Origin of the sequence: Clostridium sp. CM027 (assembly GCF_024730565.1) — a bacterium.
Taxonomy (GTDB): domain Bacteria; phylum Bacillota; class Clostridia; order Clostridiales; family Clostridiaceae; genus Clostridium_AD; species Clostridium_AD estertheticum_B.
The window spans coordinates 2690616-2716017 of sequence record NZ_CP077725.1 but is presented as its reverse complement, the minus strand read 5'-3'; the positions used below and the strand labels follow the sequence as shown (position 1 = coordinate 2716017).

Here is a 25402-nt window from a genome sequence, read left to right as displayed (position 1 = left end):
CTTATCGTTCCTTTATATGCGAATATAGTTTGCTTAGATCTTTTCCATCTTTTTCTATATTATCTCCTTCAACTATTCCCACCTTTAGTTTCTTTTTCATACTCTCATCCACGGCTACATTTGAATATCCGAGCCTTTCGCCTAATATATATAAAAGTATTATTGCCCCCGAAATGCAATCTAGTATGGCGTCTTGAGCAACATTGCTTCCTTTACTTAGCAACTTGAAGAAATCACCTATTATACATAATAGCTCAGCCTTCAAACTTTCAACTATCTTAACATTAGACATTATATTAAAATCTTGTTTCTTCATAGTATATCATCTCCCCTTGTAGGCTTATGCTTATAACTCCATTTTAGTTAGTTTTCTAAATTTATGCAACTAAAGTTTATTTCTATATAGACAATTTGCAGTTTAATATCTAATATTTTCTATGTTTACATTTTATGGGTTACAACTACAAGTATACTACAAATCGTACTGCATAATATATACTTTTATATTTATATTTTGATTATTGAGTATAATATTTATTTTTATTTGTAAAAAAATAAAAGCAGCTACCTTAAGGCGCTGCTTTCAGTCATTTACTATTCAGTAGTAAATGGTAATAATGCTATGTTTCTTGCTCTTTTTATAGATACAGTAAGCATCCTTTGATGTTTTGCACAGTTTCCAGAAATTCTTCTTGGAAGAATCTTTCCTCTTTCTGTAACATATTTTCTCAATTTATTTATATCTTTATAGTCGATTGCAGTTGCTTTATCCATACAGAAAGCACAAACTTTTCTTTTCATTCTCTTTCTGTTTCCGCCAGCACCGCCGCCGCTTCTTTTATGTTCGTTCATAGCCATTGTTGTTTTTCCTCCTTACCTAATATTAGAATGGAATATCTCCATCATCAATTGGTGTTATATCACTATCACTGCTAAAACCATGAGATCCAGCATTTGATTCGCTATTATTTCCACCTTGATTAGTATTCGTACCTGATGTTTTATTTCCTCCCCATTCAAGGAAGTCAACTTCATCAGCAATTACTTCAGTAACATATCTCCTAGTACCATCTTTAGCCTCATAATTTCTAGTTTGAATGTTTCCAGATACGCTTAAAAGCTTGCCTTTACTCATGTAATTAGCAGTAGCTTCCGCTTGCTTTCCAAATACCACTACTGGTATAAAGTCTGCTTCTGGTTGACCTTCTCTTTTAAATCTTCTATTGACGGCTACAGTGAAAGTGGCTACAGCTGTTCCTGTCCCTTGAGCAAACTTTAACTCAGGGTCTTTTGTTAATCTACCAACTAAAACAACTTTATTCATAAATGCACCACCTATTTTTCTGGATTTATTATGATATGTCTTATAACACTGTCAGTAATTCTGAATACTCTATCTAATTCTTTCGGTAATTCAGGTTTTGCATTGAAATTGATTAATGTATAGTGACCTTCACCAACTTTTTGTATTTCATAAGCTAGTTTTCTTTTGCCCCACGCATCAACATTTTCAATTTCTCCACCATTATTTTCTATTACACCTTTAAATTTTTCAACGTTAGCTTTAACAGCTTCTTCGTCTAATGAAGGATGTAATATGAATATAGTTTCATATTTTCTCATTAATTTCACCTCCTCCCCTCGGACTAACGGCCATGCATTGCACGGCAGGGATTACAATAATAGATTATATCATTTAATTATGCATTAATCAAGTAATTATTTTTTTATAGGTGCTTTTTCTTTAGTAATCCCTTTTTCTTTATTTAGTACATTTTCTTTTATAATTTTCTTTACACCCAAATCAAATTTTATTCTTGGAAGCATTACTATCCGAGCGCAACCTAAACATTTTATTTTTATATCCGCACCTAACCTAATGATTTCCCAATTCTTGCTGCCACAAGGGTGAGTTTTTTTCATTTCAACAATATCTCCTAAATTGAACACCTTCATTAAACATCCCACCTTTAATTTATTTTTACTATATTGTCATAACTTTTACACTTTCCTTATCTCGTACAAAAATTTCTTTTACCTTTATCTTTTCTAACTTAATTAGCTCAATTATACTTCGAATATTCTCATCCTCTATTTTTAAACTAATCCCACAACTTTTAGTTATATATGTAGGCGTAGGAACAACTACTACCTTAACCTGTTGTCGCAGTGCTTCTCTTTCCGCTTTCATGGCTTCATGTGTATTTTGAAATGTTACTATATAATATTTATTCAATGTTTTTCACCCTACTTCCATGCCATAATATTAATCACTTCATATACATTTACATAACTTTAGATTATAATATTGTATAATATATTAATTTAAAATTTTGTATTTATAATGCAACATTGTATATTATTTCATAATGAGAACTTAAAATTCTAATTCCTAAAATATTCTTATAAAAAGTGTATTTTATTATTTATCTAATTTTATTATAAACTATTTATAGTCTTAATTGTATGAAAACAAAATTTAACTTGTTATACATAATATTAATAGCCTCTATATTTTTTATAGAATATACTAATAAATCATTGTGTAATATTGGAGGAAATCATGAAAATATATTTAGATAATGCAGCCACTACCTTTCCTAAACCACCCGCAGTGTATAATTCAATGATGAATTATATGATGAATATAGGTTCAAACCCGGGAAGGGGTGTATCTACAACTTCACTTGCCGGAAATAGAGTTATTTTAAATTGTAGGTATGCTTTAATGGATTTTTTTCACTTTGATAAAGTTGAGAATGTGATTTTTACATCAAATATTACCACTTCTTTAAATATACTTATAAAATCTACATGCCAAAAAGGCTGGCATGTAATAACTTCTTCAATGGATCATAACGCTACTTTAAGACCATTAAACTCCCTTTGCGAAAAAGGCGTTATAGAATTAGGCATTGTCCCTTGCTCAAAAGAAGGCTTAATTAATGTAGACGATTTTGTAAATACACTTAAACCTAATACAAAATTGGTGGTTCTCTCACATGCTTCTAACATTATTGGAAGTATTCAGCCTTTAGAATCTATTGGTAGAATATGTAAAGAAAAGGGCATTTATTTTGTTATAGATACTGCGCCAACTGCAGGAATATTACCAATAGATTTCTATAAATTAAATTGTAATGCCCTAGCTTTTACAGGTCATAAAAGTTTACTAGGACCTCAAGGTACCGGTGGATTTTTAATTGATGATAATTTAAATGAAAGATGCTCTGCATTTATAGAGGGTGGGACTGGTAGTCTTTCATCTAGTATTGTTCAACCAGATTTTTTGCCTGATAAATTTGAAAGCGGGACCCTAAATGCTCCAGGTATAGCTGGCCTTTTAGAAGGTATTAATTTTATTAATGACCAGGGTTTAGACTCTATTCGCGAACGCGAAGAATATTTGTGCAAAAATTTTATAGAGGGGCTTCTAAATATATCCTCTGTTAATGTCTATGGTCTCACCGATAGTTCTAAAAGAACCGCTACTATCTCTGTTAATTCAACAAAAATTGACAATTCCGAGTTAGGGTTTATTCTAGATAGTGAATATGGAATTACAACAAGAACTGGACTTCACTGTGCGCCACTAGCTCATAAAAACATTGGAACATATCCATCTGGTACTTTAAGATTTGGCATTGGCCCTTTTAATGATATTAAAGACATCGATTATACCCTTAACGCCCTCAATACTATTATTAGAAAGGTGTGATTTTATTTACATGGAAAATATTCTAAAAAAAATTGATAAACTAGCTATATTTTTTGTTTTGTATACCTTTGTTTTTGTAATCTTTTTTGGAACTATTGGGTTCACCCTTCCCTTTGTATTTGCTTTTATTTTAGCTTCACTACTTAAGATACCAACAAAATTTTTGATGAAAAAATTCAAACTTCAAAACACTATAGCTTCATTATTTACTACCACCATATTTTTCACTGTGATTGTTGTATTATTATCTTTAATCATCACTACTTTAACTTCAGAATCGATACTACTCGGAAAAAACATCCAATCATATATAACTTTAAACAAAGACATTGTAATTAATATTTTTAGTAACTTACAAAATTATTATAAAACTTTAGATCCAAACGTGGTTAGTAATATTGAGTCAAATATTACTAATTATATAAGCAAGACTATAAATATTAGCATGAATGCATCCACAAAAATTTTTTCTCAAACTCTAGATTTTGTATCTACTATACCTTATATTTTAATGGTTTTATTATTTACTTTACTTACTACTTACTTCTTCACAAAAGATTTGTCATCTTCAAGCAAAAAAAAGTTTGATTTAATTCCCCGCAAAAATGAAGATAGATTACATTCCATATTTGATGAATCAAAAAAGATGCTTAAGAATTATTTACTTTCTTACTTACTGATAATCACTATAACATTTTTAGAAACATTAATTGTTTTTATAGTTTTCAAAGTTAAGTATGCTGTAACTCTGAGTGTATTATGTGGATTATTTGATTTACTCCCTATTTTCGGTATAGGAGCTATATACCTTCCCGTAATAATAATATTTTTTATATCTAATAATTATGTAGCTGCTTTAGGCCTCTTGATATCTTATATAATTATCACTATAGTAAGACAAATTATAGAACCCAAGATTGTGTCTTCATCACTAGGCATTCACCCCGTAGCAGTTCTCGCTTCTATATTTATAGGATTAAGAGCAAATGGTATTGTTGGGATGCTATTCTGTATGTTTTTTTTAGTTTTTTATAATATATTGAAAAAAGTTGAAGTTTTATAGAATAGAAAACCTCCTAAATGGCTAATATCCCAATAGGAGGTTTTTTTATGGTAGATAAAGTTATTTTAGATTCTATGTCCAGAGATTGCACTTTTAAATTAAGAGATATTATAAGTCAATATATTTTTCCCATAGCAAAATGCTCACGCCCTATTGTTATTTTATGTATTGGCACCGACAGATCTACTGGTGATAGCTTAGGACCCCTGGTTGGAAACAAGCTTAAATTTTTAGTTAGAAATAGACTTCATGTTTACGGTAGTCTTGAATGTCCAGTCCATGCAAAAAATTTATGTGAAACAATTGATGAAATTAACTATTCCTATACTAATCCTTACATTATTGCAATAGATGCTTGCCTCGGAAGTTTGCAAAATGTAGGAAAAATCATTATTGAGGAAAAACCATTAAGTCCTGGTGCTGCTATGAATAAAGATTTACCTAAGGTGGGTGATTTAAGCATAACGGGCATTGTAAATATATCTGGAGCCTTTGAATTTATGGTTCTTCAAAATACAAGATTATATACAGTAATGATGCTTGCCGATACTATATCCACTGGTTTATACCATTCAATACTCAAAATCGCAGGCGAAAAAAAATTAAATTCCATTTATGATGATTTCAACATTAAAGACGTTGAAGGTTGATTTTTATGCAAAAAAAGTATATATTGCGCATAATACATTGAAGCGAGCTTTAGAACTTCTTAGTTATTTTTAATTAAGATGGGTTAGGAAAAACATACGTTTGAGCTACAGCGAGTTTATGATTTTCACCAGATTAATGAAAAATAAAATTAGTAGTTCTTAACGAAGTAAATGCATAATCGCAATATATACATTTTTATTTTTTTAAATTTATAGCTTGCTCTAAAACTTTACTTTCTTCCTGAGATAGCTCATACCTAGATATTCCTTTATCTATTGGTTTAGCATAAGTAGTACTCTCATTTCTACCATAGATACTTGTTAATATAGCACCATTACCATTCCCATCAATCAATGTTATAGAGAAACTTAAATCACTTCCCATATCATCAAATGCTTTATATCTTATCATTGAAGTTTTTTGCACACAAGTTTTCAGTTCCCCATTTATCTGTTCATACCTTTGTTTTATAACTTCATTTTCATCTTTAACTTCGTCGATTTTGTCTAAATAAGATATAACCACTTCTTCTAAATTTTTATTATTTACACCTCTCATTAATTTTCTGTATCTTCTCTCTAGTTTATTTAAAAATGCATAGGTTATTATAATTATTACTATTAGCATAAATACAATAATCATAAGAGCTATTATTATATAAATCTGTTCATTCTTTATAAAATTAATGATACTTTTCATTCTGAATTACATCCTCTCTATTAGTTTCACGTGAAACATTATATATTAAAAACCTCTAAAATTCTTTCAAAATCTTCTTCTGAATAATACTCAATTTCTATTTTACCCTTGTTCTTATTCTTAGAATTTATAAGAACTTTAGTACCAAAACGATTTTCTAATCTATTCATTATATCTTTATAATATATATCATTTTCATTTTTTACTACTTTTTGTGGCTTTTCATTTCCAAAGTTTTTTACTAATCTTTCTGTTTCTCTCACGTTGAGATTATCATCTATAACCATTTGAGCAATTTGATACTGAAGCTGTCTATCACTTATACCGAGTATTGCCCTTCCATGTCCCTCGGAAATTACTCCATCTATTATGTAATCTTGAACTCTTTCATCTAAGTTTAATAATCTCATGCAATTTGTTATAGCTGTTCTTGATTTCGAAACCTTTTTACTTATTTCTTCCTGCGTAAGATTAAACTCCGTTAATAGTTTTTTGTAAGCTATAGCTTCCTCAATTGGGTTTAAATCTTCTCTTTGAATGTTTTCTATTAATGATATTTCTAGTACTTCTTTGTTGTTTATATTCATAATGATTGCAGGTATTTCTGCTAGGCCAATACTTTTCGCTGCTCTGAATCTTCTTTCACCTGCTACTACTATATATACATCATCTTCTTTATTCAAAATAATAGGTTGAATAACTCCATGTTCTTTTATTGATTGTGCTAATTCAGATATTTTTTCAGGATCAAAGTTTTTCCTTGGCTGATCTTTATTAGCTTTAATCAAATTCATAGATATTTTAAAAACATTGGAACTATCTTCTGTACTTTCTTCTTCAGGTATTAAAGCTCCTAACCCTTTACCTAATCCAAATTTTTTATTCAATATTTAACATCCCCTTTGTCTATTTAAAAATTCATTTGCTAATTTTTCGTACGCTTCTGCTCCCTTGCACTTATCATCATACAACATAATTGGTAATCCAAAACTTGGAGATTCAGCCAGACGGACATTTCTAGGTATTGTTGTTTTATACACTTTATCATTGAAATATTTTTTCACTTCTGATACAACCTCATTACAAAGTTTTGTTCTATTATCATACATACTAAGAATTATACCCTCAATTTCTAATTCTTTATTTAAAGATTTTTTAACTAATTGGATTGTATTTACTAATTGCCCCACACCCTCTAAAGCATAAAATTCACATTGAATAGGTGTAAGCACGCTACTTGCGGCTGTAAGCGCATTTATGGTTAAAATACCCAAAGAAGGTGGACAATCTATAAAAACATAGTCAAATTCACCCTCAATTTCTTTAAGCTTTTCTTTTAGCTTATTTTCACGATTATCTATACTAATCAATTCTACTTCTGCCCCTGCAAGTTCCATTGTAGAAGGTACTAAATACAAATTATTAACTAACTCGCATTCTTTTATAGTATCCCTAATTGAAATATCCGATGTTAATAAATCATATATTGATAAATTTATTTGCTTTTTATCAAATCCTAATCCACTTGTAGTGTTTCCTTGAGGATCAATATCTATTGTTAATATTTTTTTCCCTTGCATAGCTAAATAAGAACATAGGTTTATATTTGTAGTAGTTTTGCCTACTCCTCCCTTTTGATTAAAGATACATATGGTTTTCATGGCTACACTTACCCTTCATAATATTATTTGTGTTTCTATAGTTTATAAATTGTATAAACCCCAATAACTTACAATTTATATAGGTTACAGGTAATATAAACTATACTTTATAATTCATAACTTATACTTTAATTTTTCTATATAGTTCATTATATATTTATGTTAAATATTTTAATAGTACTTTTTTGAATTTTCCAAAAAAACATTAAAAAAACAGAATGTTTCACGTGAAACATTCTGTTTTTAATGTCTATTTTTTAGGTATTCTTATTGTCACTTCTATACTATCTTCTAATTCTTTAGACTTGTATTCTGCATTTATTCCATACTTATCAAAAACTTGTTTTATAGTATTTATATATACTCTAGGCGCGAAAATTCCTTTGATTCTTTTCTTACCACTAACAATCACTCCATCTCTGCATAACTTCAATAGTTCTTTTTCAATAAGTTCTTCTGTATTTTTAACATTAAGCGATTTATCAACAATTATTTTAAGTACTTTCTTTTGAATATTTATATCAGTTAATCTTAACAAAGCTCTAGCATGTCTTTCAGTAAGCTTATTTTCTACTAAGATACTTGTTATTTGATTATCCAATTTTAGTAATCTTAATTTGTTTGCAATAGTTGATTGTTTTTTCCCTATCATTTGTGCTAACTGTTCTTGTGTGTAAGAATGATCTTGAATAAGATTATGATAAGCTATAGCTTCTTCTAAAAAATTTAGATCTTCTCTTTGCAAATTTTCTAATAACGCAATTGCTGCGGAATCTTTATCTGTAATATCTATAATAATTACTGGGACTTGTTCAAGCCCTATTTTTTTTGCTGCTCTTAGTCTTCTTTCTCCCGCTACTAGTTCATATCCGTTTTCCCCAATTTTTCTAACTGTTAGCGGTTGGATTATTCCATAAGCCTTTATTGACTGTGATAGTTCTTCAATAGTTTCTTCATTAAAATGCTTTCTAGGCTGATAAACATTTGGAGAAATTAATTCTATAGATACGTGATTTACATTATTTTTCATAATATACCATCCCTCAATTTTTCCTTTTTTTTACCTTTTATTAACAATTCTCCATTTTTATCTTATTTCCTTCTTCTTTTTTATTCTTTCGTACGACAAATTATAACATTACTTATCCCCTGTTTGGTGCAATCATCACTTGTGGTGCTGTCGTTAAATCATCTCCTGCGGAGCTGCATATTAACGACTTCAGAAGTAGATTTATACTCCCACTGAAGTTTTCTATTTGTTAGGGCAAGTAACTCCTACTTATAGTAGGTACTCCCACTTATAGAAATAGGAGACCTTCCTTCTGAAATGTCGTTAAAATAAAGGCTCTTTAGTAACCATCCCTGCTTTTCTAGGATATTTCCTATGTGTTTGCGATATTTTACTTATTATTACCAGGTTATGATTTAAATCACTATCTTCAATTTGTACCTTTTCTATATGTTCGATTCGTCCACCCAGCATCCTAATTGCATTTTTAGATTGCTTAATTTCCTCTTCAACTGCAGGCCCCTTCATTGCAACAAAATATCCTCCAACCTTTACATAAGGTATACAATATTCACTCAAGACTGTTAAATTAGCAACTGCCCTTGATACTGCAACATCAAACTTTTCTCTATATTGTATTTCTTGTGCAAAATCTTCTGCTCTACCGTGAATAGCTTTAATATTTTCTAGTTGAAGAGAATTAATTACTTCATTTAAAAATTTAACTCTCTTATTCAGTGAATCTAATAAAACTATATTTACTTCAGGCTTTATTATTTTCATAGGAATACCTGGAAACCCTCCTCCAGTACCTATATCTATAACATTCTTTGCATTCTTTAACTGATCAAACTTAAAAACCTTCATAGAATCAATAAAGTGCTTCTTTACTATTTCTTCATCTTCTTTTATAGCAGTCAAATTTACTTTTTCATTCCATTCCTTTATAAGGTCTTTATATTTCATAAATTGCTCGTATTTTTTTTCGCTAAATTCAAGTCCTTCGTTACTGCTAGCCTTATTTAATATATCAAAGTATTTCATATTTCAACTCCATGTTTTTTTATTGTTGGTTAATGTTAAGTCTTTTCTGTTGCTCAAGATATATCATTAGAACAGACATATCCGCAGGCGAGACACCTGATATTCTAGAAGCTTGACCTATACTTTCTGGTTTTATTTTACCTAGTTTTTGCATAGCTTCTATCCTTAGTCCCTTTATATTGTCATAATTTATATCTTTTGATATGATTTTGTTTTCAAACTTTTTAAATTGCTTAATTTGATCTAATTGTTTCTGGATATACCCTTCATATTTTGAAACAATATTAACTTGCTGCTGTATATATTTATTTAATTTAGGTCTATCTGCATCCAGTCTTTCAACTATATAGTAATCAAGTTCAGGTCTTTTTATAAGTTCGTATAAACTAATAGGCTTTTTCAGTGGAGTAGAATTACAAGAAATTAAAAATTCCTCAATTTCTTTTTTATTTGTGATCTGCAAATGTTTTATTCTCTCAATTTCCTCTTCAATTTGCATCTTCTTTTTCTTAAATATTTCATATCTATCTTCTTTAACAAGGCCTACTCCATACCCTATTTCAGTTAACCTTAAATCAGCGTTGTCTTGCCTTAGCAACAATCTATACTCTGCTCTTGAGGTCATCATCCTATATGGTTCATTAGTGCCTTTAGTAACTAAATCGTCAATTAAAACCCCTATATATCCATCAGATCTTTTTAATATTAATGGATCCTTATTTTGAATAGTAAGTGCAGCATTAATCCCTGCAATAATCCCCTGCGAAGCAGCTTCTTCATATCCTGAGCTACCATTTATTTGACCCGCTGAGAATAAACCTTGAATATTTTTAAATTCTAGTGAAAGTTTTAACTCGGTTGAATCTATACAGTCATATTCTATGGCATAAGCCGTTCTCATAATTTCTACATTTTCAAGTCCAGGTACTGTTTTTAGCATTTCCACCTGAATTTCCTCAGGAAGTGAGCTAGACATACCTTGAACATACATTTCCTGCGTATTCTCACCTTCAGGTTCTATGAATATTTGGTGCCTTTCTTTATCTGTAAATCTCATTACTTTATCTTCGATAGACGGACAATATCTAGGCCCAGTACTCTTAATTGATCCATTATATAGCGGTGATCTATGAATGTTTTTTCTAATTACATTATGAGTATTTTCATTTGTATAAGTTAAATAGCAACATAGCTGATTTCTACTAATATCTTCGCTAATAAATGAAAATGGAACTACCTCTTCATCCCCAACTTGCTCATCCATTTTAGAAAAGTCTACTGACCGTTTGTTTATTCTAGCTGGAGTTCCTGTTTTAAATCTTCTTAAAGTTATACACATATCATCTAAAGATTTAGAAAGTTCATTAGCTGGAAGTAATCCACTAGGTCCTTCATTATAAGAACAATCTCCGATAATAACCTTTGATTTTAAATAAGTTCCAGAAGCTATAATAACAGCCTTAGTAGTAAAATATGCGCCATTTTTCGTGCATACACCCTTTATTTTCCCTTTTGGTGCATCTATAGATACTACTTCTAATTGTTTTAATTGCAAATTTTCTTGATTTTCTATTACATGTTTCATCCTTTGTCCATATGCTTTTTTATCCGCTTGAGCTCTTAACGAGAATACAGCTGGTCCTTTTGATTTGTTTAGCATTCTTGATTGTATATATGTATTATCAATATTTATTCCCATTTCACCACCAAGAGCATCTATTTCCCTTACTAAATGCCCTTTAGCCGTTCCACCGATATTGGGGTTACATGGCATCAAAGCCACACTATCTAAATTTATAGCACAAATTAAAGTCTTGCACCCTATTCTTGCAGCTGCAAGTGCTGCTTCGCAACCTGCATGACCAGCTCCAATAACTATAACATCATAATTTCCTGCATCATATTTCATATTTATCCCTACTTTCCTAAACAAAATTCTGAGAATATCTTATGTATAATATCTTCTTCTAAAATCTCTCCTGTAATCTCACCTAAACTTATCCATGCATTTCGTATATCAATTGATGCTAAATCTATAGCTAATGTATATTCTAGTGCATTTAATGAAGATTCTAAGTTTTCCTTTGCTCTTATTAAAGATTCCTTATGTCTATTATTTGTAACAAATATTCCTTCAGTTTTAATCTCACCCTTAAAGAATAAATCTTTTATATATTCTTTAACATGATTTAATCCTTCACCTGTTTTTACTGAAACATTAGTTATGTACTTTGATTTTAGACTTTGTAATTCTTCTATCTCTATTTTACCACCTAAATCGCTTTTGTTTAATAGTACAATGTATTTTTTGTTTTTAATATATTTAATAATTTCTCTATCTTCATGACTTAATTTCTTACTTGAATCTAATATTAAGATAACTAAATCCGCCTCATCAATTTTTTCCTTTGATTTTTCTACTCCAATTTTCTCAACTATATCTTCAGTTTCGCGAATTCCTGCAGTATCTACTATTTTAACTGGTATACCTTCAATGTTTATATACTCTTCTATTGCATCCCTTGTAGTACCGGGTACATCTGTAACAATAGCTCTTTTTTCTTTAACAAGGGCATTAAGAAGTGATGATTTCCCTACATTTGGCTTCCCAACTATAACAGTGCTTAGGCCTTCTCTTAGAATTTTCCCTTCATCAGCCGTACTTAAAAGTGTATCTATCTCACTAATTATATCAATAACATCTTCATTAACTTTTTCTGCAGTTACTTCTTCAATATCCTCTTCAGGGTAATCAACTGTAACCTCTATACTTGCAATTACACTAAGTAATTTATTTCTTATATTTTTTATTTCCCTGGAAATTGAACCTTCTGATTGCATAAGAGCTGACTTCATACTTAGATCTGTCTTTGCTCTTATTATATCTATAACTGCCTCTGCCTGGCTTAAGTCAATTCTACCATTCAGAAATGCTCTTTTAGTAAATTCACCAGGTTCTGCCATTCTTGCTCCAGCAAGAATAACCTCTTGTAAAATTCTATTAGTTCCAACTACTCCACCATGACAATTTATCTCAATAGTGTCTTCTGCAGTAAAGCTTTTAGGGCCTTTCATATAGGAAATAATAACTTCATCAAGTCTACTACCATTTTTATCAATAATATGTCCATATCTCATAGTATAAGATTTTAAATCATGAAGTTTTCTATTATTTTTGCCTATAAATATACTATTGACTATATCTATCGACATATCACCAGATACTCTAATTATAGATATACCACCTTCTCCTATACTAGTTGCTATTGCAGCTATAGTATCAAATTCTTTCATTAAATATGACCTCCTAATTTTATAATTAATATTAAACTTAGTTTCATAAATTTAAAAAAAAAGCCCTTAGGCTTTCTTCAAATCAACTACAACTCTTCTATAGGGCTCTTCACCTTCACTATAAGTATAAATATATGAATCATTTTGAAGTGTAGAGTGTATTATTCTTCTCTCATAAGGATTCATAGGCTCAAGTTTTAATATTCTACCACTAATCCTTACCTTATAGGCAATTTTTGATGCAAGTCTTTTTAAAGTTTCTTCTCTTTTTGCTCTATAATTTTCAGTATCTAATGTTACTCTTTTATACTCTTCATCATGATTTTTGTTTACAACTAAACTTATAAGATATTGAAGTGAATCTAAAGTCTCGCCTCTATATCCTATTAATAGTCCCATATTAGGTCCGATTAATTCAATCTTTATTTCATTGTTTTCATATTTAAGGTTTACTTCAGCTTTCATACTCATAGACTGCAATACTTCCATTAAAAAAGTTTTAGCTTCATTTAAACTATCTCTTTTAACTGTAACTCTTATTTTAGCAGGTTTTACCCCTATGATATTTAAAAACCCTTTGCTACCTTCATCAAGTGTTTCCACTTTTACTTTATCTCTTGTAACTTTTAACTGCATCAATGCATTATTAATTGCATCTTCTACATTTTTACCCATAATTTCTATATTATTCATACCACACTTCACCCGCCTTTCTAAATATCAAAATTAGGCACTTGTGTTAAATCATCATCTTCGATGCTGTAACATTAACGACTTCAGAAGGAAATTTAGACTCCCACCTATAAAATTGGGAGGCTATCATTTTAAAAGTCGTTAACTTTCTTTTTTTGGAAGTTCCATTTTATTTATAACTAAAGTTTGAACAACTTGTAATAAGTTATTTATTACCCAATATAATACTAATGCACCTTTAAATTTAAGACTCATAAATCCCATAAAAATAGCCATTGCTGTATTCATTGTTGAAGTCTGTTTAGATTTAGCAGCGTCTCCTGGTGGTTGCATAAGTTTTGATGAAAAGTATGTTGTAACGGTAGACAATATTGGTAATATATATAGAGGGTCAGGTTTTGTTAAATCATTCATCCATAAGAACCCAGCACCCTGCATATCTAAGTTGTTAAACACATAAAACAAAGCAAATAAAATAGGCATTTGAACAAGCATTGGTAAACATCCACCCATTGGATTTACTCCATTTTCTTTATATAGCTTCATTACTTCTTGCTGAGATTTTTGTGGATCTTTTTTATATTTTTCTTGAACTTTCTTCATTTCTGGCTGAATTGCACCCATTTTAGCAGTTGATTTAGTTTGTTTAATACTTAATGGCAATAATATTACTCTTATTATAACTGTAAATATAATTATTGTTAATCCAAATGATATATCATTATTTGGTATAAGCGTATTCACTCCATTATGTATCAAGAAAAAGAACTTTGAAAGTGGATCACTTAAAAACTGTAATTTCAAATACAAAACCTCCCAAGTGGTTATTTAACTGGATCAAAGCCGCCCTTATTATAAGGATGACATCTAAGTATTCTCTTTATTCCCATAATAGATCCTTTTATTGCTCCGTGTTTTTCAATAGCTTCTAAAGTATACTGAGAACATGTAGGGTAAAATATACAACAAGGCCTCTTAAACGGTGATATATATTTTCTATAACATTTAATTCCCAGTATAAGTATTTTTTTCATTATTAATTAAACCAGCTTTCTTAAGTAGTTTAGTCAAAGCACTCTCTATTTCTTTATAATTTTTAGAGTTAGAAGGGTTCCTTGCAATAAACACTAAATCATATCCTGTTTTTAATCCTACATTATTAAGCCTATAGTTTTCGCTTATTAATCTTTTAACTCTACCGCGAATTACACTGTTTCCTACCTTTTTACTAACGGATATTCCACATCTATTAATATCTTTACCATTTCTATAAATATATAATACTAATAATTGGTTAGAAAAAGATTTTCCTCTTCTATATACTGTTCTAAATTCAGTATTCTTTCTAATTCTATATTTCTTAACATTAATATTAATATTAGCCGCCCTCTTTTCCGCAAATTGCAGAAAAAGGCCACATTAGCGGCCTTTATGCTGTCAATTTTTTTCTACCTTTTTGTCTTCTTTTTTGAAGAATGTTTCTGCCAGAAGCGGTTTTCATTCTCTTTCTAAATCCGTGTTCTTTTTTTCTTTGTCTTTTCTTAGGTTGGTAAGTCATGAACATATCTACTACACCTCCTTCTTTAAACCATACATTATAGCAATCATCTTACAATCGCATTTTTACAGTTTTACTATTAGATTATATAGTCACATCATCTTAATGTCAAGATAAGCATTTTTATTACTATTGTTAATATTTTTTATATTTATATGTTTTTTTGTGGATAACTTCTTGAACACCTTGTTATTTTTTGATATTATATAAGAAAGAACTGTGAATAACCTGTTTATTGATAAAGTTATTCACAACTTGTGGACAAAACTGTTAATAACTACTACAATATTGTATTAAACTTCTTTTGCTTATCTATTTTTAGCTATATAAGCAGATTTATTTCTTAATTTAATATGTTAATAGTTTTTTTTTGTATTGTTAACAATTTAAGTCCTGTTAAAAATATAAGCATAGTTATTAACATGTGTATATTTTTAATGCTATTTATCAACAACCTACAATGTATTAATTTATTGCTTATAACTTTGTTTATAATGTTGTTTATATATTGTTTGTTTTTACATAAAATTTTTTTATTTGAACTGGAGGGTAGGAAATGAGCACCCAAATTAAAGATATCTGGGAAAAAACTTTAAGTATAATAAAAGGTGAACTTACAGAGGTGAGTTTTAATACTTGGATTAAAAGTATAGAACCTATGGCCTTAGATAATAATACTTTTAAATTAGGTGTTCCTAATAATTTTACCAAAGACATTCTTGAAAATAGATATAAGGATTTAATAATGAATGCTGTTAAATTGATTACTTCTAAAACATATAAAATAGAATTCTTTATATTATCTGAGGACGTAGCCGAAATTGAAACACCTAAAGCGAAACGAGAAGCTAATAGGAATAATATAATATTTAATGATGAAATGTCTGCAACACTAAACCCAAAATATACCTTTGATTCTTATGTAATTGGCAATAGTAATCGATTTGCTCACGCTGCATCACTTGCTGTAGCTGAATCCCCTGCGAAAGCTTATAATCCACTATTTATTTATGGAGGGGTTGGTCTTGGAAAAACGCATTTAATGCATGCTATTGGTCATTATATATTAGCAAACAACCCAAAGTCTAAGGTTGTTTACGTTTCTTCTGAAAAGTTTACAAACGAACTTATCAATTCTATTAAAGACGACAAAAACGTAGAATTTAGAAACAAGTACAGAAATGTGGACGTACTTCTAATTGATGATATTCAATTTATTGCAGGTAAAGAACGTACGCAAGAAGAGTTCTTCCATACATTTAATGATCTTCATGAAGCAAATAAGCAAATTATTTTATCTAGTGATAGACCACCTAAAGAAATACCTACTCTAGAGGATAGATTGAGGTCTAGATTTGAATGGGGTCTTATAGCTGATATACAACCACCGGATTTTGAAACTAGAATAGCTATTTTGAAGAAAAAAGCAGATATAGAGAATTTAAATATTCCAAACGAAGTATTGGTGTATATTGCTACTAAAATAAAATCTAACATAAGAGAGCTAGAAGGCGCTCTTATTCGAATTGTAGCTTTTTCTTCACTAACTAATAAAGAAATTGGTATAGATTTGGCATCAGAAGCACTTAAAGATATTATTTCTAGTAGAAATTCAAAACAAGTAACTATTGAGCTAATACAAGATATAGTTTCTAGCTATTTCAATTTAAAAATTGAGGATTTTAAATCTTCGAGGCGAACTAGGAACATAACATTTCCTAGACAAATCGCAATGTATTTGTGCAGAAAGCTTACTGATATGTCTCTCCCTAAAATAGGTGAAGAATTTGGAGGTAGGGATCATACAACTGTAATCCACGCATGTGAGAAAATATCTAATGGTCTTAAAGAAGATGAAAATTTACAAGATAACATAGCAGAACTAACTAAAAAAATAAGTCAAAAATAGTATAATCCCGATATTAACAGGTGTTGATACTATATATATATAATCCTGTGTATAAAATAATACATAAAACGTAGCTGTTGATATTGTGGATAACTGTGATTTTTTTTTGCATACTTATCCACAATCATTTCTACCTAGCATTGTTGCAGCTTATAGTCTAAGATAGGTTCTTAACATATCAACAGCCCCTACTACTATTACTACTAATAATTTATTATTATCTTACCTATCTTTAATAAATTTCCCATGTGGATAAGGAGGTCTTTATTATATGAAATTTATATGTGAAAAAAGTATATTACAAGAAGCAATTTCAAACGTTCAAAAAGCTATTACAGGAAAATCAACTTTACCCGTATTACAAGGTATATTAATAACTGCTAAGAACGGAGAAGTAACTCTTATAGGATCTGATGTTGATTTAAGCATTGAGGCCAAAATTAATGCAGAGGTTATGGAAGATGGAAGTGTAGTTTTAGATTCTAAGCTTTTCGGTGAAATCATAAGAAAATTACCCAATAGTGCAATAGAGATAGCAACAGATGAAAATAACTCTATTAAAATCGTTTGCCAAAAATCATATGCAACTATAATACATATGAATAGTGATGATTATCCCAATTTACCAAATATAATAGAGAACATGATCTTTTCAATTTCTCAGAAAGTATTAAAAAACATGATGAAAGGTACTATTTTTGCAGTTGCGCAAGATGAGACTAGACCAATTCTTACAGGAGTCTTATTTGAAATAAAAGATAAAAACCTTAATCTTGTAGCTTTAGATGGTTATAGGGTTGCATTTAGAAGTGAACCAGTAGATAACGATTTTAATATAAATGCTGTAATTCCAGGTAAGACATTAAGTGAAGTATCAAAAATACTAGAAGAAACAGATGAGAACGTTAATATAACATTCACACCAAATCATATTTTATTTAATATTGGAAAAACGAAGGTTATATCAAGGTTACTCGAAGGTGAATTCATAAAATATAGCTCAATAATACCTGAGGAATATAATCTAAAAATTACAGCTAAAAGACATGAATTATTAAGCTGTATAGAACGGGCTTCTCTTATGGCAAAAGAGGGAAATACCAATTTAGTTAAATTCAACATAGAAGAAGATAACATGATAATCACTTCTAATTCTCAATTGGGAAAGGCCAGAGAAGAAATAAATATAATTTTGCAAGGTGAGTCTCTTCAAATTGCATTTAACTCAAAATACCTAATAGAACTTCTAAAAATAATGGAAGAAGAAGAGATAATTATGGAGTTTTCTAGTGGAGTTAATCCTTGTGTTGTAAAAAACAAAGAAAAAAATAATTGTACGTATATGGTATTGCCGGTAAGAATAAGAGCTAATAATTAATTTAAAATATATTTTTAATAATATTTGGAAAAGAAGGTTTTGAAATGAATGAAATAAAAATAGAAACAGATATAATAAAATTAGATTCTTTTCTAAAATGGGCTGGGATAGCTTGTTTAGGTTCAGAAGCAAAATTTTATATCAAAAATGAGGATATTAAAGTCAATGGAGAAATAGAAACTCAAAGAGGTAAGAAATTATCTAAAGGCGATATAATTGAGTTTAACAGCGAAACTTATAAAATAATTTAAATTATATGAATGCACCGGAAAATTTTAAAATAATCTCCGGTGCACAATTTATGTCTATAATAATAAAATTTATAAGAAGTTATTTATATATATAAAATAATAAACTTATATATATATGTTATAATCATAATAGGTGATTGTATGCATATAAAATATTTACAACTTGAAAATTTCAGGAATTATAATAAATTATTTATAGAATTAAATAAAGGTACTAACGTATTTGTAGGGGATAATGCACAAGGAAAAACAAATATTTTGGAAGCTATTTATTATTGTAGTTTAGCTAAGTCTCACAGAACCAATAGGGATAAGGAATTGATAAATTGGAACGGCACAGAAGCATATATAAAGCTTTATGTGTGTAAAACTAGATTAGATAAAAAAATAGAAATAAAGATTTTTAAAGAAGGTAGAAAAGGAGTTAATATAAATTCTATAAAAGTTCAAAAACTCTCCGAGTTAGTAGGAAGTTTCAATGTGATTATGTTTTCACCCGAAGATTTAAATATTGTTAAAGAATCTGCATCATACAGGAGAAAATTCTTAGATATAGAGCTTTGTAAGTTAAGCCGTCGTTACTACTATAGTTTATCGCAATATAAAAAAGTTTTGAATGAGAGAAACTTGACTATAAAAAAATGGAATACAAATAGTGATATTATAGATGTATATGATAAGCAACTTAGTGAATTCGGTGCAATTATAATAAAAGATAGAATAACTTATATAGAGAAATTAAACAAAATATCAAAAACAATACATAGCAATATAACATCCAAAAGTGAAGTAATAGATATTAAATATCTAACGCCTATTAAGGAGTTAGATAATATACGAGAAAATTTTTACTTGCTTTTATGTAAAAATAGGAAAAGAGATATAGAAACTAAAACTACATCAATAGGCCCACATAGGGATGATTTTTCCATAGACCTTAATGGTATCAATGCTAGAATATTTGGATCCCAAGGTCAACAGAGAACTTCAGTTTTAACAATTAAGTTTGGAGCTCTAGCGATAATAAAAGAACTAACTGGAGAATACCCAGTATTATTACTTGATGATGTTTTGTCTGAATTAGATACAAAAAGGCAAGAATATATATTAAAATCTATAAAAGAAGTTCAAACATTAATTACATGCAACGGGATTAATGATATAAGAAAATATTTAAACTCAGGAAGTAAGATATTTGAAGTTATGTCAGGCGAAGTAAAAGTAATGACATAGATTCAAATAAAGTAGAATGTATTATCAAGGAGGATATTATATGTTTTTACATTTAGGGGAAAATGTAGTAGTGCCTATAAAAGACATTATAGGTATATTTGACATGGAAACTACTATGTATAGCTCGGACACTATCCAATTTTTAAGAATGGCCGAAGAAGATGGTTTTGTAGAGCGGATAACAAAAAATATTGCTAAATCTTTTGTAATTGCAGAGGTAGATAAAAAAAGTAAAATATATATATCACCAATATCATCTTCAACTTTATGCAAAAGAACAGAAACTGTATATTATGCGCTTTAGAGTAAGTTAGGAGGATATACATGGAAAATAATAATATTTATGACGAAAGTCAAATACAAGTACTTGAAGGATTAGAAGCAGTAAGAAAAAGACCTGGTATGTATATAGGTAGCACTAGCATTAGGGGTCTTCATCACTTAGTTTATGAAATTGTAGATAATAGTATTGACGAGGCCTTAGCAGGCTTTTGTAAGAATATTAATGTAATTATACACAAAGACAACTCTATAACTGTTATAGATGACGGTCGTGGTATGCCCGTAGGAATGCATCATAAAATGAAAATACCTACTGTAGAAGTTATAATGACTGTACTACATGCAGGTGGTAAATTTGGTGGTGGAGCATATAAAGTATCCGGTGGTCTTCATGGTGTTGGTTCATCTGTAGTTAATGCATTGTCTGTGATTTGTGAAGTAGAGGTTAAAGTTGATGGTGATATATGGAAACAAACTTTTTCAAAGGGTAAAACTACTAGTACACTTGTAAATATAGGAACAACGCAGGAACATGGAACAAAAGTGTTCTTTACCCCTGATCCAGAAATTTTTGAAGAAATTGATTTTGATTTTGAAACTTTGTCTCAAAGACTTAGAGAGTTGGCCTTTTTAAATAAAGGTTTAAGAATAACCCTTGAAGATGAACGAGAAGAGAAAAAGCAAGATTTCTTGTATGAGGGAGGAATAAAATCTTTTGTAGATTATTTGAATAGAAATAAAGGAACAATTCATGAAACCATATACATGGAAGGAAATAAGGATGATTATGTTGTTGAAATAGCATTACAATACAACGATACATATACAGAAAATATATTTTCATTTGCTAACAATATAGATACTGTGGAAGGTGGAACACACCTAGTTGGTTTTAAGTCGGCATTAACAAGAGTAGTAAATGATTATGCTAAAAAATTTGGGTTTTTAAAGGAAAATGATAAAAACCTATCAGGTGAAGATGTAAGGGAAGGTCTTACAGCAGTAATATCTATAAAGCTTACTGATCCTCAATTTGAAGGGCAAACAAAAACTAAACTTGGTAATAGTGAAGTAAGGGGCATAGTTGATAGTATAGTTGGTGAGTCTATCAGTAATGTTCTAGAGGAAGATCCACAACTAGGTAAAAACATAATTGATAAAGCATTAAATGCAGCAAGAGCTCGCGAAGCAGCAAAAAAAGCAAGAGAATTTACAAGACGAAAGTCTGTACTAGAAAGTACTACACTTCCAGGTAAATTATCAGATTGTGCTTCAAAAGATCCTATGGAATGTGAGATATATCTGGTGGAGGGTGATTCAGCGGGTGGTTCAGCAAAACAGGGTAGAGACAGAAGATTCCAAGCTATACTTCCTCTTAAAGGAAAAATAATGAATGTTGAAAAGCAAAGAATTGATAAAATGCTCGCATCTCTAGAGATTAGGGCTATGATAACCGCTTTTGGTGCTGGTATAGGAAAGGATTTTGATGTAAAAAAAATAAGGTACGATCGTATTATTATTATGACAGATGCGGACGTAGATGGAGCACATATTAGAACTTTATTACTAACATTTTTCTATAGATACATGAAAGAATTAGTAGAGCAAGGACACGTATATGTAGCTCAACCTCCACTATATAAAGTTTCTAAAGCCAAAAAAGAGCATTATGTATATACTGACAAGGAATTAAAAGCTTTGCTTTTAGAAATAGGCGGAAAAGATAATAACACCGATATACAAAGATACAAAGGTCTTGGGGAAATGGATGCACACCAACTTTGGGATACGACAATGAACCCTGAAGAGCGTATACTCCTTCAGGTACAGGTTGAGGATGCAATGGCAGCGGATGAAATATTCACTATTCTTATGGGCGATAAAGTAGAACCTCGTAGAGAGTTTATACAAGAAAATGCTAAAGGTGTGCTTAACTTAGATATATAGCTTGATAATGCATTCAAGCAGATCAATCTACTACTACGAAGGTTAATCCATTAAGGTAATTACCGTCACCCATGGAGTATGATGAAATTGCTTTCTAGAGTGGCATTAAAATATTTTGTTTAAAGAGGTGTAACATGATTAATAATCAGGGAAAAATTTTACCTATTGATATAAGACGTGAAATGAAAAAATCTTATATAGATTACGCTATGAGTGTTATTGTAAGCCGTGCGCTTCCAGATGTACGAGATGGGCTTAAACCTGTCCATAGAAGAATATTATTCTCTATGCATGAATTAGGATTAACACCAGAGAAAGGATACAGAAAATGTGCCAGAATTGTAGGGGATGTTTTAGGTAAATATCACCCACATGGGGATACTGCAGTGTATGGTGCATTAGTTAGAATGGCTCAAGATTTTTCACAAAGATGTACGTTGGTAGATGGGCATGGAAATTTTGGGTCTGTAGACGGTGATTCAGCGGCGGCAATGAGATATACAGAAGCTAAAATGAGCAAAATTACAACGCAAATGCTTAGAGATATTAATAAAGAGACAGTAGATTTCATTCCTAATTTTGATGGAGAAGAAAAGGAACCATCAGTGCTACCATCAAGATTTCCTAATCTTTTAGTTAATGGATCAACAGGAATTGCTGTAGGGATGGCAACCAATATACCTCCACATAACCTAATAGAAGTTATAGACGGAGTACTTATGGTTATTGATGAACCAGAAGTTGCTATAAGTGAATTAATGACAAAAATAAAAGGTCCAGATTTTCCTACGGGAGGAATTATCCTAGGAAGAGCAGGAATAAAAAGTGCCTATGAAACAGGAAGAGGAAGAATCCTCGTAAGGGCTAAAACTGATATTGAAGAGAACAAAGGCAGAAATACGATAATAGTAACAGAATTACCTTATCAAGTTAATAAAGCAAAACTTATAGAAGGTATTGCAGATTTAGTAAAAGATAAGAAGATAGATGGAATATCAGATTTAAGAGATGAATCAGATAGAGAAGGTATGAGAATTGTTATAGAACTAAAAAGAGATGCAAACCCTAATATAGTATTAAATAGGCTATTTAAACATACGAGGATGCAAGATACTTTTGGGGTTATAATGATAGCACTTGTAAATGGTGAGCCTCAAACTTTAAATTTAAAACAAGTTTTAGTTCATTATTTAGACCATCAAAAAGATGTAATAAGAAGAAGGACTCAATTTGATCTTGATAAAGCATTAGCTAGAGCTCATATTTTAGAAGGTATGAAAATTGCGCTAGACCATATTGATGAAGTAATTCGTTTAATAAGATCATCTAAAAATATTAGTGAAGCTAAAGAAAGTTTAATTAATGCTTTTGATTTATCAGAAAAACAAGCAACTGCTATTGTTGAAATGAGACTTGGGAGACTTACAGGTCTTGAAAGAGATAAAATAGAAGCTGAGTATAACGAAATAATGAAGACAGTTAATTATTTAAAAGGAATCTTAGCAGATGAGATAGTATTATTGAACATAATTAAAGACGAACTTATAGAAGTTAGAAATAAATATGGTGATACTAGAAGATCGTCAATAGAAAAAAACCCATACAGTATAGATGAGGAAGATTTAATTCAAGAGCAAGATATTGTAATAACGCTAACTCATGCAGGGTATATAAAGAGGCTTCCAGCTGATACTTATAGTGCTCAAAAAAGAGGGGGTAGGGGGATACAAGGTGTTACTACAAAAGAAGATGATTTTGTGGAACATATTTTTACAACTACCACTCATAATAATATTTTATTCTTCACAAACAAAGGAAAATCATTTAAATTAAAAGCATATGAGATTCCAGAAGGTGGAAGAACAGCTAAGGGAACAAACTTGATAAATATTATACCTTTAGATAGCGATGAAAAGATTCAAGCAGTTATATGTCTTAAGGAATTCTTAGAGGATAATTATCTTGTAATGGGAACAAAACATGGCTTAATTAAGAAAACATCACTTGATAAATATGCTGCTATAAGAAAGAATGGTTTAAATGCAATAAATTTAAGAGAAGATGATGAACTAATTGGAGCTGCAATAACTACTGGAGATAGCGAAATGCTGTTTGTTACAAGAAATGGTTATTCTATAAGATTTAGTGAAAAAGATGTAAGAGGTATGGGAAGAACTGCAACTGGAGTTAAGTCTTTAACTTTAAGACAAGGCGATATTGTAGTGTCTATGAATATAGTTAAGCCTGAAGAAGAACTTTTAGTTATAAGTGAAAATGGATTTGGAAAGAGAACCTTGGTTTCAGAATACTCACTCCAACGTAGAGGTGGTAAGGGCGTAATAACTTATAAGGTGTCAGATAAAACAGGAAAACTTGTAGGGGCTAGAATAGTAAAAGATGGAGACGAAATGATACTTATAAACAGTAATGGTGTTGTTATAAGATTAAATGTAGATGGAATATCAACTACAAGTAGGAATACCATGGGAGTTACTTTAATGAGGAATGGAGAAGGAGATAATATAGTTGCTATAGCTAAAATAAATTGTAGTGATGAAATTAATACAGATGAGAATTCTTTGCAAGAAGAAACAAATTCTGTACAAGAAAAAGCTGACTCTGTTCAAGAGAACATTAAAGAAACTTCTGATAATGAGGAACATGAATTAGAAACAACTAGTGAAGTAAATGATAAAATAGAATATTAAAATATTAAAGTACTTATTTGGAGTTATTTCAAATAAGTACTTTTTTTAATCTGTGGTTATGTATTATAACTAACCTAGTGTATCTCAAGCAGTAAATCAGAGAAAAACAAAGATATATATATAAGGATTAGTATAATCTATGTAGGAATAGAACTATTGTAAATACAGTAATAAATAGATTTGATACAATATTCCTTGTCGTTACGAATTAGTAACAATAGCAGTTTAATTTTAAAGATCAAATAATTTTCTAAACTCAAAATAATATTTGAAAAAATAGAAAAATATATTGACAATTTTAAAA

At 30.0% G+C, this 25402-nt stretch carries 28 protein-coding genes; 10 read left to right on the top strand and 18 right to left on the bottom strand.

The window, feature by feature from the left end; genetic code table 11:
- Nucleotide 1: 1 nt before the first annotated feature.
- From KTC92_RS12805 to KTC92_RS12780, 6 genes are all read right to left on the bottom strand, one after another.
- Nucleotides 2-316, bottom strand: a complete 315-nt coding sequence (locus tag KTC92_RS12805; protein ID WP_216302170.1) for a MazG-like family protein — start codon at nt 314-316, stop codon at nt 2-4.
- Between the two features lie 278 nt (nt 317-594).
- The gene (rpsR, locus tag KTC92_RS12800; protein WP_165411833.1) at nt 595-858 is read right to left on the bottom strand and encodes a 30S ribosomal protein S18; all 264 of its coding nucleotides are present in this window, start codon (nt 856-858) and stop codon (nt 595-597) included.
- 25 nt (nt 859-883) lie between these two features.
- Complete coding sequence (locus KTC92_RS12795) at nt 884-1324, bottom strand: single-stranded DNA-binding protein (RefSeq protein WP_165411834.1); 441 nt, start codon at nt 1322-1324, stop codon at nt 884-886.
- 11 nt (nt 1325-1335) lie between these two features.
- Nucleotides 1336-1623, bottom strand: coding sequence for a 30S ribosomal protein S6 (gene rpsF, locus KTC92_RS12790; RefSeq protein WP_165411835.1), 288 nt, complete (start codon nt 1621-1623; stop codon nt 1336-1338).
- Between the two features lie 96 nt (nt 1624-1719).
- Nucleotides 1720-1956 carry a DUF951 domain-containing protein gene (locus KTC92_RS12785; RefSeq protein WP_216302171.1) on the bottom strand — a complete coding sequence of 79 codons (237 nt, stop codon included), beginning with the start codon at nt 1954-1956 and terminating at the stop codon, nt 1720-1722.
- Nucleotides 1957-1984: 28 nt separating this feature from the next.
- Nucleotides 1985-2236: a DUF3343 domain-containing protein gene (locus KTC92_RS12780; RefSeq protein WP_216302172.1), complete on the bottom strand. Its 252-nt coding sequence runs from the start codon at nt 2234-2236 to the stop codon at nt 1985-1987.
- A 327-nt stretch (nt 2237-2563) separates the two neighbouring features.
- Here KTC92_RS12780 and KTC92_RS12775 point away from each other — a divergent pair, with 327 nt between their 5' ends.
- The 3 genes from KTC92_RS12775 to yyaC are packed head-to-tail and all read left to right on the top strand — an operon-like array spanning nt 2564 to nt 5431.
- The gene (locus tag KTC92_RS12775; protein WP_220286215.1) at nt 2564-3718 is read left to right on the top strand and encodes an aminotransferase class V-fold PLP-dependent enzyme; all 1155 of its coding nucleotides are present in this window, start codon (nt 2564-2566) and stop codon (nt 3716-3718) included.
- A 10-nt stretch (nt 3719-3728) separates the two neighbouring features.
- Entirely contained in the window at nt 3729-4781 is a 1053-nt protein-coding gene (ytvI, locus tag KTC92_RS12770; RefSeq protein ID WP_216302174.1) for a sporulation integral membrane protein YtvI, read from the top strand.
- Between the two features lie 47 nt (nt 4782-4828).
- A complete protein-coding gene (yyaC, locus tag KTC92_RS12765; RefSeq protein ID WP_216302175.1) occupies nt 4829-5431 on the top strand; it encodes a spore protease YyaC in 603 nt (200 codons plus the stop codon).
- 196 nt (nt 5432-5627) lie between these two features.
- On the opposite strand, the gene KTC92_RS12760 is transcribed toward yyaC, so the two are convergent.
- From KTC92_RS12760 to rpmH, 12 genes are all read right to left on the bottom strand, one after another.
- Nucleotides 5628-6131 carry a DUF4446 family protein gene (locus KTC92_RS12760; RefSeq protein ID WP_216302176.1) on the bottom strand — a complete coding sequence of 168 codons (504 nt, stop codon included), beginning with the start codon at nt 6129-6131 and terminating at the stop codon, nt 5628-5630.
- A 38-nt stretch (nt 6132-6169) separates the two neighbouring features.
- Nucleotides 6170-7018: a ParB/RepB/Spo0J family partition protein gene (locus KTC92_RS12755; RefSeq protein WP_216302177.1), complete on the bottom strand. Its 849-nt coding sequence runs from the start codon at nt 7016-7018 to the stop codon at nt 6170-6172.
- 3 nt (nt 7019-7021) lie between these two features.
- Nucleotides 7022-7792, bottom strand: coding sequence for a ParA family protein (locus KTC92_RS12750; protein ID WP_216302178.1), 771 nt, complete (start codon nt 7790-7792; stop codon nt 7022-7024).
- Between the two features lie 250 nt (nt 7793-8042).
- Nucleotides 8043-8822 carry a nucleoid occlusion protein gene (gene noc, locus KTC92_RS12745; RefSeq protein WP_220286214.1) on the bottom strand — a complete coding sequence of 260 codons (780 nt, stop codon included), beginning with the start codon at nt 8820-8822 and terminating at the stop codon, nt 8043-8045.
- Between the two features lie 303 nt (nt 8823-9125).
- Complete coding sequence (rsmG, locus tag KTC92_RS12740; protein ID WP_165411844.1) at nt 9126-9845, bottom strand: 16S rRNA (guanine(527)-N(7))-methyltransferase RsmG; 720 nt, start codon at nt 9843-9845, stop codon at nt 9126-9128.
- Between the two features lie 19 nt (nt 9846-9864).
- Entirely contained in the window at nt 9865-11754 is a 1890-nt protein-coding gene (mnmG, locus tag KTC92_RS12735; protein ID WP_220286213.1) for a tRNA uridine-5-carboxymethylaminomethyl(34) synthesis enzyme MnmG, read from the bottom strand.
- A gap of 8 nt (nt 11755-11762) precedes the next feature.
- Entirely contained in the window at nt 11763-13139 is a 1377-nt protein-coding gene (gene mnmE, locus KTC92_RS12730; RefSeq protein ID WP_220286212.1) for a tRNA uridine-5-carboxymethylaminomethyl(34) synthesis GTPase MnmE, read from the bottom strand.
- Between the two features lie 66 nt (nt 13140-13205).
- Complete coding sequence (gene jag, locus KTC92_RS12725; protein WP_165411847.1) at nt 13206-13832, bottom strand: RNA-binding cell elongation regulator Jag/EloR; 627 nt, start codon at nt 13830-13832, stop codon at nt 13206-13208.
- A gap of 141 nt (nt 13833-13973) precedes the next feature.
- Nucleotides 13974-14636: a membrane protein insertase YidC gene (gene yidC, locus KTC92_RS12720; protein WP_216302183.1), complete on the bottom strand. Its 663-nt coding sequence runs from the start codon at nt 14634-14636 to the stop codon at nt 13974-13976.
- Nucleotides 14637-14656: 20 nt separating this feature from the next.
- Entirely contained in the window at nt 14657-14866 is a 210-nt protein-coding gene (yidD, locus tag KTC92_RS12715) for a membrane protein insertion efficiency factor YidD (RefSeq protein WP_216302184.1), read from the bottom strand.
- Complete coding sequence (gene rnpA, locus KTC92_RS12710) at nt 14838-15203, bottom strand: ribonuclease P protein component (RefSeq protein WP_165411863.1); 366 nt, start codon at nt 15201-15203, stop codon at nt 14838-14840. The genes yidD and rnpA overlap by 29 nt, the downstream gene beginning before the upstream one ends.
- 58 nt (nt 15204-15261) lie before the next feature.
- The gene (rpmH, locus tag KTC92_RS12705) at nt 15262-15396 is read right to left on the bottom strand and encodes a 50S ribosomal protein L34 (protein WP_165411850.1); all 135 of its coding nucleotides are present in this window, start codon (nt 15394-15396) and stop codon (nt 15262-15264) included.
- A 550-nt stretch (nt 15397-15946) separates the two neighbouring features.
- On the opposite strand from rpmH, the gene dnaA reads away from it, so the two are divergent.
- From dnaA to gyrA, 7 genes are all read left to right on the top strand, one after another.
- Nucleotides 15947-17299, top strand: coding sequence for a chromosomal replication initiator protein DnaA (dnaA, locus tag KTC92_RS12700; protein WP_165411851.1), 1353 nt, complete (start codon nt 15947-15949; stop codon nt 17297-17299).
- Nucleotides 17300-17570: 271 nt separating this feature from the next.
- Entirely contained in the window at nt 17571-18677 is a 1107-nt protein-coding gene (gene dnaN / locus KTC92_RS12695; RefSeq protein ID WP_216302185.1) for a DNA polymerase III subunit beta, read from the top strand.
- Nucleotides 18678-18721: 44 nt separating this feature from the next.
- Entirely contained in the window at nt 18722-18928 is a 207-nt protein-coding gene (gene yaaA / locus KTC92_RS12690; protein ID WP_165411853.1) for a S4 domain-containing protein YaaA, read from the top strand.
- Nucleotides 18929-19069: 141 nt separating this feature from the next.
- The gene (gene recF / locus KTC92_RS12685) at nt 19070-20161 is read left to right on the top strand and encodes a DNA replication/repair protein RecF (RefSeq protein ID WP_216302186.1); all 1092 of its coding nucleotides are present in this window, start codon (nt 19070-19072) and stop codon (nt 20159-20161) included.
- A gap of 40 nt (nt 20162-20201) precedes the next feature.
- Nucleotides 20202-20465, top strand: a complete 264-nt coding sequence (gene remB / locus KTC92_RS12680; RefSeq protein WP_165411855.1) for an extracellular matrix regulator RemB — start codon at nt 20202-20204, stop codon at nt 20463-20465.
- Nucleotides 20466-20485: 20 nt separating this feature from the next.
- Complete coding sequence (gyrB, locus tag KTC92_RS12675) at nt 20486-22390, top strand: DNA topoisomerase (ATP-hydrolyzing) subunit B (protein ID WP_216302188.1); 1905 nt, start codon at nt 20486-20488, stop codon at nt 22388-22390.
- A gap of 137 nt (nt 22391-22527) precedes the next feature.
- Nucleotides 22528-25098, top strand: coding sequence for a DNA gyrase subunit A (gene gyrA, locus KTC92_RS12670; RefSeq protein ID WP_304518724.1), 2571 nt, complete (start codon nt 22528-22530; stop codon nt 25096-25098).
- Nucleotides 25099-25402 lie beyond the last annotated feature (304 nt).

Coding starts and splice junctions, on each gene's coding strand:
- rsmG (WP_165411844.1), bottom strand. CDS start 9,845: ATGAAATACTTTGATATATTAAATAAGGCTAGCAGTAACGAAGGACTT.
- gyrB (WP_216302188.1), top strand. CDS start 20,486: ATGGAAAATAATAATATTTATGACGAAAGTCAAATACAAGTACTTGAA.
- KTC92_RS12785 (WP_216302171.1), bottom strand. CDS start 1,956: ATGAAGGTGTTCAATTTAGGAGATATTGTTGAAATGAAAAAAACTCAC.
- yaaA (WP_165411853.1), top strand. CDS start 18,722: ATGAATGAAATAAAAATAGAAACAGATATAATAAAATTAGATTCTTTT.
- mnmE (WP_220286212.1), bottom strand. CDS start 13,139: ATGAAAGAATTTGATACTATAGCTGCAATAGCAACTAGTATAGGAGAA.
- ytvI (WP_216302174.1), top strand. CDS start 3,729: ATGGAAAATATTCTAAAAAAAATTGATAAACTAGCTATATTTTTTGTT.
- rpmH (WP_165411850.1), bottom strand. CDS start 15,396: ATGTTCATGACTTACCAACCTAAGAAAAGACAAAGAAAAAAAGAACAC.
- mnmG (WP_220286213.1), bottom strand. CDS start 11,754: ATGAAATATGATGCAGGAAATTATGATGTTATAGTTATTGGAGCTGGT.
- jag (WP_165411847.1), bottom strand. CDS start 13,832: ATGAATAATATAGAAATTATGGGTAAAAATGTAGAAGATGCAATTAAT.
- noc (WP_220286214.1), bottom strand. CDS start 8,822: ATGAAAAATAATGTAAATCACGTATCTATAGAATTAATTTCTCCAAAT.
- rpsR (WP_165411833.1), bottom strand. CDS start 858: ATGGCTATGAACGAACATAAAAGAAGCGGCGGCGGTGCTGGCGGAAAC.
- recF (WP_216302186.1), top strand. CDS start 19,070: ATGCATATAAAATATTTACAACTTGAAAATTTCAGGAATTATAATAAA.
- remB (WP_165411855.1), top strand. CDS start 20,202: ATGTTTTTACATTTAGGGGAAAATGTAGTAGTGCCTATAAAAGACATT.
- KTC92_RS12750 (WP_216302178.1), bottom strand. CDS start 7,792: ATGAAAACCATATGTATCTTTAATCAAAAGGGAGGAGTAGGCAAAACT.
- KTC92_RS12795 (WP_165411834.1), bottom strand. CDS start 1,324: ATGAATAAAGTTGTTTTAGTTGGTAGATTAACAAAAGACCCTGAGTTA.
- KTC92_RS12760 (WP_216302176.1), bottom strand. CDS start 6,131: ATGAAAAGTATCATTAATTTTATAAAGAATGAACAGATTTATATAATA.
- yidD (WP_216302184.1), bottom strand. CDS start 14,866: ATGAAAAAAATACTTATACTGGGAATTAAATGTTATAGAAAATATATA.
- KTC92_RS12805 (WP_216302170.1), bottom strand. CDS start 316: ATGAAGAAACAAGATTTTAATATAATGTCTAATGTTAAGATAGTTGAA.
- yyaC (WP_216302175.1), top strand. CDS start 4,829: ATGGTAGATAAAGTTATTTTAGATTCTATGTCCAGAGATTGCACTTTT.
- dnaN (WP_216302185.1), top strand. CDS start 17,571: ATGAAATTTATATGTGAAAAAAGTATATTACAAGAAGCAATTTCAAAC.
- dnaA (WP_165411851.1), top strand. CDS start 15,947: ATGAGCACCCAAATTAAAGATATCTGGGAAAAAACTTTAAGTATAATA.
- rpsF (WP_165411835.1), bottom strand. CDS start 1,623: ATGAGAAAATATGAAACTATATTCATATTACATCCTTCATTAGACGAA.
- KTC92_RS12775 (WP_220286215.1), top strand. CDS start 2,564: ATGAAAATATATTTAGATAATGCAGCCACTACCTTTCCTAAACCACCC.